Annotated in this window: 12 protein-coding genes and 1 tRNA gene; 10 read left to right on the top strand and 3 right to left on the bottom strand. The window is 64.6% G+C overall.

Translation table 11 applies throughout. From position 1 onward, the window contains the following. Positions 1 to 594, top strand: a 594-nt coding sequence (locus PF446_RS00315; RefSeq protein ID WP_298068562.1) for a hypothetical protein, incomplete at its 5' end; no start/stop codon positions are given. Positions 595 to 721: 127 nt separating this feature from the next. Here PF446_RS00315 and fdxA read toward each other — a convergent pair. After that, positions 722 to 1,045, bottom strand: a complete 324-nt coding sequence (fdxA, locus tag PF446_RS00320; protein ID WP_298068563.1) for a ferredoxin FdxA — start codon at positions 1,043 to 1,045, stop codon at positions 722 to 724. A 33-nt stretch (positions 1,046 to 1,078) separates the two neighbouring features. Then, a tRNA-Glu gene (locus PF446_RS00325) sits at positions 1,079 to 1,154 on the bottom strand. Positions 1,155 to 1,268: 114 nt separating this feature from the next. On the opposite strand from PF446_RS00325, the gene pcnB reads away from it, so the two are divergent. The 6 genes from pcnB to PF446_RS00355 all read left to right on the top strand — a co-directional run bounded on the left by pcnB (position 1,269) and on the right by PF446_RS00355 (position 5,791). Then, on the top strand, positions 1,269 to 2,570 hold the full coding sequence (gene pcnB, locus PF446_RS00330; protein WP_298068565.1) for a polynucleotide adenylyltransferase PcnB: 1,302 nt from the start codon (positions 1,269 to 1,271) through the stop codon (positions 2,568 to 2,570). A gap of 3 nt (positions 2,571 to 2,573) precedes the next feature. Further along, positions 2,574 to 3,062, top strand: coding sequence for a 2-amino-4-hydroxy-6-hydroxymethyldihydropteridine diphosphokinase (folK, locus tag PF446_RS00335; protein WP_298068567.1), 489 nt, complete (start codon positions 2,574 to 2,576; stop codon positions 3,060 to 3,062). 83 nt (positions 3,063 to 3,145) lie between these two features. After that, positions 3,146 to 3,970, top strand: coding sequence for a 3-methyl-2-oxobutanoate hydroxymethyltransferase (panB, locus tag PF446_RS00340; RefSeq protein ID WP_298068568.1), 825 nt, complete (start codon positions 3,146 to 3,148; stop codon positions 3,968 to 3,970). A 13-nt stretch (positions 3,971 to 3,983) separates the two neighbouring features. Next, a complete protein-coding gene (gene panC, locus PF446_RS00345; protein WP_298068570.1) occupies positions 3,984 to 4,829 on the top strand; it encodes a pantoate--beta-alanine ligase in 846 nt (281 codons plus the stop codon). A gap of 91 nt (positions 4,830 to 4,920) precedes the next feature. Next, on the top strand, positions 4,921 to 5,301 hold the full coding sequence (gene panD / locus PF446_RS00350; protein ID WP_298068572.1) for an aspartate 1-decarboxylase: 381 nt from the start codon (positions 4,921 to 4,923) through the stop codon (positions 5,299 to 5,301). A gap of 151 nt (positions 5,302 to 5,452) precedes the next feature. Then, positions 5,453 to 5,791 (top strand): hypothetical protein, encoded by a 339-nt coding sequence (locus PF446_RS00355; RefSeq protein ID WP_298068573.1) that lies wholly within the window; start codon positions 5,453 to 5,455, stop codon positions 5,789 to 5,791. 11 nt (positions 5,792 to 5,802) lie between these two features. Here the strand turns inward: PF446_RS00355 and queG are convergent, their stop codons facing one another. Further along, positions 5,803 to 6,873 carry a tRNA epoxyqueuosine(34) reductase QueG gene (queG, locus tag PF446_RS00360; protein WP_298068575.1) on the bottom strand — a complete coding sequence of 357 codons (1,071 nt, stop codon included), beginning with the start codon at positions 6,871 to 6,873 and terminating at the stop codon, positions 5,803 to 5,805. Positions 6,874 to 6,966: 93 nt separating this feature from the next. On the opposite strand from queG, the gene PF446_RS00365 reads away from it, so the two are divergent. The 3 genes from PF446_RS00365 to PF446_RS00375 form a co-directional block, all read left to right on the top strand. Continuing rightward, positions 6,967 to 8,448 (top strand): NAD(P)H-hydrate dehydratase, encoded by a 1,482-nt coding sequence (locus PF446_RS00365; RefSeq protein ID WP_298068577.1) that lies wholly within the window; start codon positions 6,967 to 6,969, stop codon positions 8,446 to 8,448. 4 nt (positions 8,449 to 8,452) lie between these two features. Next, complete coding sequence (gene tsaE / locus PF446_RS00370; protein WP_298068579.1) at positions 8,453 to 8,917, top strand: tRNA (adenosine(37)-N6)-threonylcarbamoyltransferase complex ATPase subunit type 1 TsaE; 465 nt, start codon at positions 8,453 to 8,455, stop codon at positions 8,915 to 8,917. Between the two features lie 146 nt (positions 8,918 to 9,063). Then, positions 9,064 to 10,386 (top strand): N-acetylmuramoyl-L-alanine amidase (locus PF446_RS00375; protein WP_298068580.1); only part of this gene is annotated, 1,323 nt, incomplete at its 3' end.

A 10,386-nucleotide genomic window follows, 5' to 3' on the forward strand; every position in this document is an offset into this window, starting at 1 on the left:
AAAATTGTCGCCATCGCCCCGGTCCTGCTTGTCGCAGCGCTGCTCTCCGGTTGCGGGCTGTTCCATACCAGCAAACCCTGGCAATCAGCCAAGCAGGAGAATCCCCTGGAAATTCCTCCCAACATGGACCGGCCCGACGTCAGCGATGCACTGACCATTCCGCGCGTCAACGCCCAGAGCGAAGAGGCCGACAGCGCGTCCAGTGCCCCGTCTTCGGCCATGCCCACCAACAAGGTCCACCTCATGGGTAATGTGGGCAAGGCCTACAAGCGCGTGGGCCTGGCGCTGGGCAATGGTGATATCGGCGACGTGATCGCGCAGAGTGAACTCACGCATACCTATCAAGTGGCGATGAAGTCCAAGCTCGACGTGGGTGCGAAGAAGGGCTTTTTTGCGCGCCATTTCAGCAACACCCAGGATCAACCGGGGAGGGATTCGGCTGATGCCGCGAGCACGACCGGCGCCAGAGGCTCCACCGTCACTGTACAAGTGACCGCAGCCGCCGAAGGCGGCAGCACCGTCACCGCGCAGGGCGATCCAAAGCAGGTGTCGCAACTGATGGACGCGTTGAAGGCGCGTCTGGGCGCCAACTGATCGGCGAGACCTCTTTTCCCTGCAAGTGCAGGGGAGAGGAGAAGCAAAAGCAAAAACGCCGCCCCCAAAGCGGCGTTTGCGTGTTCGGGATCGAGCGACTGGCGTCAGGCCCTGCAGCTCGCCGGCTTCAGCGTTTCAGCAGCGGCAGCTTGTCGGTCTTGTTTTCCCACTCGGCCGCATCGGCCGGTGCATCTTTGCGTTCGGTGATCACCGGCCAGCTCTCGCACAGCTCGGCGTTGAGCGCGATGAAGGCTTCCTGCCCTGCAGGTACGTCGTCTTCCGGATAGATGGCGTTGACCGGGCACTCCGGCTCGCACAGGGTGCAGTCGATGCACTCGTCCGGGTTGATTGCCAGGAAATTTGGACCTTCATGGAATGCATCCACGGGACACACCTCCACGCAGTCGGTGTACTTGCATTTGATGCAGCTGTCGACGACGACGAAGGTCATACAGTTCGCCCTGAACCCGGTGAAAAGAAAAGGTGGTGCTCCCTACGAGACTCGAACTCGTGTTTCCGCCTTGAGAGGGCAGCGTCCTGGACCACTAGACGAAGGGAGCACTATGGCGCGAGGCGCGGTAGTATAACGGAAATATGTCGACGAGCAATGCTCCCGTGTCACCTTCGAGGGAAAAGAACGCTTGAATCACGACCAACCGAACGCATCCGCCCCCATGCGCATCATCCCCCGCGATCAGCACAGTATTTCGCGACGCCATATCAGCAAGGCCGCATTGCGCGTGCTTTATGGATTGCACGAAGCCGGGTACCAGGCATTGCTTGTCGGCGGGGCCGTACGTGATCTCCTGCTGGGTGTGCAGCCCAAGGATTTCGACATTGCCACCGACGCCACCCCGGAGCAGGTGCGCAAGCTGTTTCGCAATTGCCGGCTGATCGGCAGGAGGTTCCGCTTGGCGCACGTGATGTTCGGGCGCGAGATCATCGAAGTGGCCACCTTCCGTGGCGTCGGCGATCCGCAAGACAGCGACCGGCACATTGTTGACGGCCGCATCGTGCGCGACAACATCTGGGGTTCGATCGAGGAGGATGCGGTGCGGCGCGATTTTCGCGCCAACGCGATGTACTACGACATCGCCGATTTCAGCGTGCGTGATGACGTGGGTGGCATGCAGGACCTGGACGATCGGGTCTTGCGCCTGATCGGCGACCCGGAGACCCGATACCGCGAGGACCCGGTGCGCATGCTTCGCGCGGCGCGTCTTGCCGCGAAACTGGAATTCAGTATCGACCCCTCGGCCTCGGCGCCATTTGCGGAACTGGCGCCGCTGCTGGGTGAAGCACCCCCCGCACGCCTGTTTGACGAGTCGCTGAAGCTGTTCATGGCGGGATATGCGCTGAAGAGTTTCCGCATGCTGAGGCGGTACGGCCTGCTGGCGCCTTTGTTTCCTGCCACAGCCAGGGCCCTGGACGCTGGCGACCAGGTGCTGCTGGAGATGATCGAGAACGGCATGGCCAATACCGATGCCCGGATCGCCGAGGACAAGCCGGTCACGCCCGCCTTCCTGTTTGCCGTGCTGCTCTGGGGTGAGGTGCGGGAAATCAAGCAGGGGATGATGGACGAGGGTGCCCCGCCCTCGCTGGCGTGGCAGCGCGCATCGCATCAGGTGGTGATGACGCAGAGCCGCCATGTGGCGATCCCGCGACGCTTCACGCACGTGATGGAGGAGATCTGGACCCTCCAGCCGCGTTTCGCCCATCGCACGCCCAAGCGCGTGTTCCAGCTGCTGGAGCACCCCCGTTTTCGCGCCGCCTACGATTTTCTGTTGCTGCGTGCCGGGGAGTCCGATGAGATGGCCGAGATGGGCGCCTGGTGGACCCGGGCACAGGAAGTGCCCGAAGACGCCTTGTCCGATGAACTGGGCGCCTCCGTGCGCACCCGGTCCGGGGATGCGCCGCGCAAGCGCCGTCGCCGTCGCCGTCGGGGGCGCAACGAAGCCGGCGACAAGGCGGAGTAGGCCGTGCGTGCCTATGTGGCCCTGGGCAGCAACCAAGGCGAATGCATGCAACTGGTGGTCGATGCGATGGCGGCGCTGGATGGCATGGCGAACACCCGCCTGATCCGGCGCTCGTTTCTGTATCGAACCGCTCCCTGGGGCGTGACCGAGCAGCCGGACTTCATCAATGCGGCGGTCGAACTGGACAGCGCACTTGAACCGCGCGAACTGCTGGACGGTCTGCTGGAGATCGAGCGCGTTGCGGGGCGCAAACGCGAGGGTGCGCGCTGGGGGCCGCGCACGCTGGATCTGGATCTTCTAGACTACGCGGGGCGTGCGATCAATGAGCCAGGACTGACCCTGCCGCACCCGCGCATTGCCGAGCGGGCCTTCGTGCTGTTGCCCCTGGCCGACCTTGCCCCTGACCTGGAGATTCCCGGCCAGGGGCGGGTTGCCGACCTGCTTGCCGCCATTGACTTGGCGGGCTGTCACCGCCTGCCCGGGTCGGCCTGATAGGATCTTGCTTCCGCCGCGTGGCTTGAGCGCAAGCTGTGCGGCACCGGATAATCGACTTTTCATCAGGAATCGCCATCTCCGTGTACTCCGAATCCGTCCCGGCCGCCTCGCGCAAGCCGATCACCGTGCCATCGCTTCGCAGCATGAAAGGCGAGGGGCGCAAGATCGTCATGCTTACTGCCTACGACGCCAGCTTTGCCGCGCGCAGCGAGGAGGCAGGCGTGGACGTGATGCTGGTCGGCGATTCCCTCGGCAACGTGATCCAGGGCCATGCCAGCACCTTGCCGGTGACCCTGGACCAGATGGTCTACCACAGCGCTGCCGTGGCCCGGGGGCTGAGCCGCTCGCTGCTGGTGGCGGACCTGCCCTTCATGAGTGACCGTGACCCGGCGCATGCGATGGATGCAGCGGCGCGCCTGGTCGCCGAGGGTGGCGCCGCGATGGTCAAGCTGGAAGGCGCGGGCCACGTGTGCGAAACCATCAATGCCCTGGTGCAGCGCAATGTGCCGGTCTGCGCGCACCTGGGCCTGACCCCGCAGTCGGTGCACCGCCTTGGAGGCTATCGGGTCCAGGGTCGTGAGGATGAAGCCGCAGAGAAGCTGCTGGCGGATGCGCACGCCGTGGCCGCGGCAGGTGCCGAGTTGCTGGTGCTGGAAGCCGTCCCTGCTCGTCTTGCCGAACGCATCACTAAGGCTCTGGATATCGCCACGATCGGCATTGGTGCAGGCCCGCAGACCGATGGCCAGGTGCTGGTGATCTACGACATGCTCGGCATCACGCCGGGCAAGCGGCCGAAGTTCAGCAAGGACTTTCTTGCGGGGCGCGGTTCGGTGGTCGAGGCGATCGCCGCTTATGCGCAGGACGTGCGCGAGGGCCGGTTCCCCGGTCCGGAACATCAGTACTGAGGACTTCCGGGACATGCAGACGGTGACGGAGGTCAAGGCGCTGCGCGCGATGGTTCGCGGGTGGCGCGGAAAAGGGGAGTCGGTGGGTCTCGTGCCCACCATGGGCAACCTGCACGAAGGGCACTACTCGCTGCTCAAGCAGGCGCGAGTCCATTGCGACCGGGTGGTCGCCAGCGTGTTCGTGAATCCGACCCAGTTTGGCCCCGGCGAGGATTTCGAGCGCTACCCACGCACGCTGGCGCAGGATCAGGCGGGTCTGGCCGAACATGGCTGCGACCTGGTTTTCGCCCCGTCGGTGGAGACCATGTATCCGTTCGGACTCTACGATACCGTGCATGTCACGGTGCCGCGCCTGACCAAGTCCCTGGAGGGTGCGCACCGGCCGGGACATTTCGACGGCATGTCCACCGTGGTCTGCAAACTGTTCAATATCGTGCAGCCCGATGTTGCGGTGTTCGGACAGAAGGATTTCCAGCAGCTTCGCGTGATCGAGCGTTTCGTCCGGGATCTGGGGTTGCCGGTCGTCGTGCTGTCAGCACCGATCGTGCGCGAAGCCGATGGCCTGGCCATGAGTTCGCGCAATCAGTATCTGTCGACCGAGCAACGCCGCATCGCGCCGCAGATCCAGCGCACGCTTGAGGGCATGCGCGAACAGCTGACGCAGGGCAAAACACCCGCGCAGGTCAGTGCCTGGGCCGTGGATCGACTTGAAAAGGCCGGATTCGATCCCGATTATGCCGTTGTCCGGCGCAGCGAGGATCTGGCCGAGCCGGCTCCGGACGAGCGCAGCGGACGGGTGGCACTGATCGCCGCACGTCTGGGCGACACGCGCTTGATCGACAACCTGCTGCTGGATTAGCGGCGACCAGGCGGCCGATCGGTTCGTCAGGCGCACGCCGCAGCCGGTATAATTCGCAATTTCCCCATTCTTGCTTGCTTCAGGCGGCGTCATGCAGTTGAACATGCTCAAGGCAAAAATCCATCGTGCAACCGTGACCCACGCGGAGCTGCACTACGAGGGCTCGATCGCAATCGACGGCAATCTGCTGGATGCCTCGGGTATTCGTGAGTACGAGCAGATCCACGCCTGGAACATCAACAGCGGGCAACGCTTCGTCACCTATGCCCTGCGTGCCGAGGAAGGTTCGGGCATCATCTCGGTGAACGGAAGCGCAGCGCGCAGCGCGCAGACCGGAGACCTGATCATCATTGCCGCTTTCGTCACCCTGGCCGAGGCCGAGCTGGCAAACTTCAAGCCGCAACTGGTCTACGTGGACGCCGACAATCGCATCAGCCACATCAATACGGCCATACCCAAGCAGGCCGCCTGAACACACAGGGCAGGCCTCGCGGTGCTCCGTGGCCGGCGCAAGGCCTTGCCTGTCGCGTTGCAGGGCCGGCCTAAAGATTTTGCTTGCATTCGTCTCGTCGGGCTCGTGTACTGGCAACCTTGCTCCTGGCACATCCGATCCATTCAGACCCATGCACGAGAGCCGCTTCATCCGTACCTGGCGCGACGCCGCCCGTGGCCTGGAATTGCATGTCACGCCGTGGCGCGTGGTGCTTCTGCCCACGGCAAAGTGCCTGGTCGCTGACCTGTGGATCGACGGGTTCGGCTCGCCGCGAGGCATGCTGCTTTTTGGTCATGCCGCCCAGCTCGAGTCGAGCGCGCGCGTGCTGGTCCGCGAGGGATGGGCGCATACCGTGCTTGGTCCCGAGCGTGACGTGGTCGAATCCCATGCTGACATCATGCGCCGCCTTCGCGGCTGGGGCTGGTACGGCGCGCCGGAACGCAAGCCCACCTGGCTGGTCGACGCCTGACTCCCGCGGTCTCAGCTCGCGTCGTGTTGCGCGAGAGCCCATGCGACATGTTCACGCACCAGTTCGGAAGGATGTCCCTCGCGTGCGCGCAGGGCATGGATCACGGCCGGTTCCGTTGCAGCATTGCCAAGGGCCACGGCCACGTTGCGCAGCCAGCCCTGGTAGCCGGCACGGCGGATCGCCATGCCCGCGGTGCGTTCCAGGAACGTCGTCTCATCCCATGCAAAAAGATCAGCCAGGCGTGCGCCATCCAGACTGTGCCGCGGTGCGAAGTCGGGCTCGCTTGCGAGCCGGGCAAACTTGTTCCAGGGGCACACCAGCTGACAGTCATCACAGCCGAAAATGCGGTTTCCCATGGGCGCGCGCAGCGGTTCGGGAATCGCTCCCTTCAGTTCGATGGTCAGGTAGGAAATGCAGCGTCGTGCATCCAGCCGGTAGGGTGCGGTGATGGCTTGCGTCGGGCAGATGTCGATGCAGCGGCGACAGCTTCCGCAATGGGCCGTGGCCGGTCTATCCAGCGGCAGCGGCAGGTCGGTGAACAGTTCACCCAGCAGGAACCAGGAACTCGCGTCACGGCTGAGCAGCAGGGTGTGTTTGCCGATCCAGCCCAGTCCGGCGTTGCGCGCCAGTGCCTTCTCCAGCACTGGAGCCGAATCGACGAAGGCGCGGTAACCGAACGGTCCCACGACCGCGGCGATGCGGTCGGCCAGTTTCTGCAGGCGGTTGCGCATGAGCTTGTGGTAGTCGCGACCGAGCGCGTAGCGCGCCACGTAGCCCAACTCGGGGTTTTCCAGCACTTTCCAGGCGTCGCGTACTGCGCTGGGCATGTAGTCCATGCGCACGCAGATCACGCGTTGCGTTCCCGGCAGCAACTCCGCAGGCCGGCTGCGCTTGGTGCCATGACGTTGCATGTAATGCATCTCGCCATGCAGGCCCTGGTCGAGCCAGTCCTCCAGGTGCGCCTCGTCATCGCCAAGTCCGGTGTCGGTGATCCCCAGTGCGGAGAACCCCAGTTCGCCGGCCCAGGTCCGGATGTCGCCGGCGAGCGCGTGCGGATCGATGGCGTCGGGTAGTGCGGTCATGGCGGGTATTGTAAGGGGCATGCGTTGCGCAGATTCGCCGCCGGAGCGCGATCATTGCTACGCTTTGCACCTATTTTGCACGCCAGGCACAGCATGAACGAGCGTCTCCACCGTTCCCTGTACACCGCAGCCCAGGTGCGCGCGCTGGACCGGCATGCGATCGAGGACCTGGGCATTCCCGGATTCACGCTGATGCAGCGTGCCTCCGGCGCAGCCCTGCACACGTTGCGCCAGCGCTGGCCGCAGAGCCGCTCGCTGCTGCTGCTGTGCGGCCCCGGCAACAATGGTGGTGATGCCTATCTGCTGGGTGCACTGGCCCTGGGACAGGGCATTGCAGTCACGGCCGTGGCGCTCTCGGATGCACTGCAGGGCGATGCCGCCAGGGCGCGGCAGGCCTTTCTCGATGCAGGTGGCGTGATCGAGCTTAAGCCGGATACGCTGAATCTTTCGCAGACAGACCTGGTGGTGGACGGTCTGTTCGGCACGGGCCTTTCGCGCGCGCCCGAGGGGCTGGCCGCGGACTGGATCCGGCAGGTACATGCCAGCAGTCAGCCGGTGCTGGCACTGGACGTGCCTTCGGGCCTGGATTCCGACACCGGCGTGGCCCGTGATCCATGCATCCGGGCGGATGCAACCGTGACCTTCGTGGCGCTCAAGCGGGGCCTGTTCACAGCCGATGCGGCCGACTGTTGCGGCGCGCTGCAGCTCGATACCCTGGATTTGCCTGAAACGATATCCGGGCACATGTTGCCGGACGCACAAATCCTGCGCTCCAGCACGCTACCTGCGCGCAGGAGCAACACCCACAAGGGCAGTCATGGCCATGTTCTGGCGCTGGGGGGCGACAGCGGCATGGGCGGCGCCATCCGGTTGTGCGGCGAAGCCGCCTTGCGCAGCGGTGCAGGCCTGGTCAGCGTGGCCACGCGCGCCAGCCATATCAGCGCGCTCAATGGTGCGCGTCCGGAGCTGATGGCGCATGCGGTGGAAAACACCAGGGACCTGATGCCGCTGCTTGATGCGGCCGACGTGCTGGCGCTGGGCCCGGGGCTGGGGCAGGGCGAATGGGGGCGCGCTGTCTGGGAGGCGGCCCTTTCGCGCCAACTCCCGGTGGTGGTGGATGCCGATGCACTGAACCTGCTGGCCGCACACACCCGCGCGTTGCCCCACGGCTGCGTGCTCACGCCGCACCCTGGCGAAGCGGCGCGCTTGCTTGCGACCGATATCGCTGCCGTCCAGGCGGACCGCTTCGCCGCAGTGCGTGCGCTGGCCGAGCGCCATCAGGCCTGCGTGGTGCTGAAGGGTGCCGGAAGCCTGATCGCTTCGCCCGATGGTCAGGTATCGGTCTGCCCCTGGGGCAATCCGGGGATGGCTTCCGGCGGTATGGGGGACCTGTTGACCGGTGTGATCGCTGCGCTGATGGCACAGGGGCTTTCGGCCCTGGACGCAGCCTGCATGGGGGTCGGCCTGCATGCACGTGCAGGTGACCGCGGCGCGGCGCACGGCGGTGAACGTGGCCTGTTGGCCTCGGATCTCCTGCTTCCCTTGCGTGAGTCGGTCAATGCCAGTCCTGAATGACGCCATGACACTGCATCTGGCCGACGCCGCGGCCACCGACGCCTTCGGGCGGCAGCTAGCCGCAGCCTGCGAGGGCCAGGGTCTGGTGGTCTACCTGCATGGCGACCTTGGCGCAGGCAAGACCTCATTGGCGCGAGCCCTGCTGCGGCACCTGGGCGCCGGTGAACGGATCAAGAGCCCGACCTACAGCCTGGTCGAGCCGTACATGCTGGTCGATGGTCGGTCGGCCTGGCACCTGGACCTGTATCGCATCGACGATCCGGGCGAGCTGGAATGCCTGGGGCTGGACGCCTGGTCCGATCCGCAGTCCCTGGTTCTGGTGGAGTGGCCCGAACGGGGCGCCGGCGCGTGGCCGCCATCGGATCGGAACCTTTTCCTGCAGCACGAAGGGACCTCGCGCAGCATGCGGATGGAGGCGGCAAGCGACCGGGGCCGGCAGGTTCTCGATTCATTAAGTGTTTGTAAATAATAGAAAAGTGTGTCTAGAGAGACATTCCAGACAACTTCCGGACCCGAATGTACTTTCTGACAAAGTGCCCACAGGTCACGGATTCAAAAGGGAAAAGACCCTTGCATCGAGCGCGCAAGTGGGGTATTAAACCCAGCATGCGGCACATGATCCTACCCTTGCTGATGCTCTGCATTGCGCTGGCCCCGGCTTGGCCGGCGCACGCCGGCTCGCCGATCAGCGTGAAGAACGTGCGCGTGACCGACACCAAAACCAACACCCGCGCGGTGTTCGACCTGTCGGGCCCGGCCGATCCCAAGCTGTTCCAGTTGAAAAATCCTGATCGCGTGGTCCTGGATTTTGCCGATGCGCACCTGGACGGTGCGTTCGACGCGCCTGGCGCAACCGGACAGATGCAGGATGTGCGTGTCGGTCGTCATGGCAAGCACGGCCTGCGCGTGGTGCTGGACATGAAGTCCAGTGTGCAGCCAAAGAGTTTCCTGCTGGATCCATCCGGTGGCATGGGCTATCGCCTGGTGCTGGACATGTCCGCGCACGGGCAGGGCGCGAGCGTGGCCGCGCGGCAGACTGCGCCGGTCGGCGAGCGCAAGGTACTGGTCGCAGTGGATCCCGGTCATGGCGGCAAGGATGTCGGTGCGCGCGGACCCAATGGACTGTACGAGAAGACCGTGACCCTGGCCATCGGCAAGCGTCTGGCCGCGCTGATCGACAAGCAGCCGGGCATGAAGGCGATGCTGACCCGCACCGGCGACTATTATGTGCCGCTGGAAAAACGTTTCGAGATGGCGCGCGAACACAAGGCCGATCTGTTCGTGTCGATCCACGCCAATTCCTGTCCGCACCACTGCGATGCGCGCGGTGCCTCGGTCTGGGTCCTGTCCACGCACGGCAAGGAGAGCGAAGCAGGACGCTGGCTGGCGCACAGCGAGAACGCCTCCGACCTGGTCGGTGGTGTGTCGCTGGACAACAAGAGCCATACCCTGGCTGCAGTGCTTCTGGATCTGTCGCAGGGTGCCAGCATGCATGCCAGTCGTGAGGTCGGACATGACGTATTGGGCGCGCTGAAGGGCATCATCCCGCTGTACAAACGGAAGGTGCAGCATGCCAATTTCGTGGTCCTGCGTTCACCGGATGTGCCCTCGATCCTGGTCGAGACCGCGTTCATCAGCAGTCGCAGGGATGAACGCCTGCTGCGATCACCCAGCTATCGCGAAAAGATGGCGCACGCGATCATGACCGGTATCCAGGGATATTTCCGCACCACGCCGCCCCCCGGTACCTGGTTCGCCGCGCAATGGGCCCGCAAGCACGGCGTCCAGGTCGCGATGAAACCCAGCGATGCCTCCAAATCATCCACGCTGTCCGCCGACGCCGACACCCAGGACCTGCACAAGGTCAGCAACGGCGAGACGCTCTCGGGCATTGCGCAGCAGTACGGCGTGAGCATCCATGCGATCAAGGATGCCAAT

It is taken from the genome of Oleiagrimonas sp. (assembly GCF_027858935.1).
Lineage (GTDB): Bacteria > Pseudomonadota > Gammaproteobacteria > Xanthomonadales > Rhodanobacteraceae > Oleiagrimonas.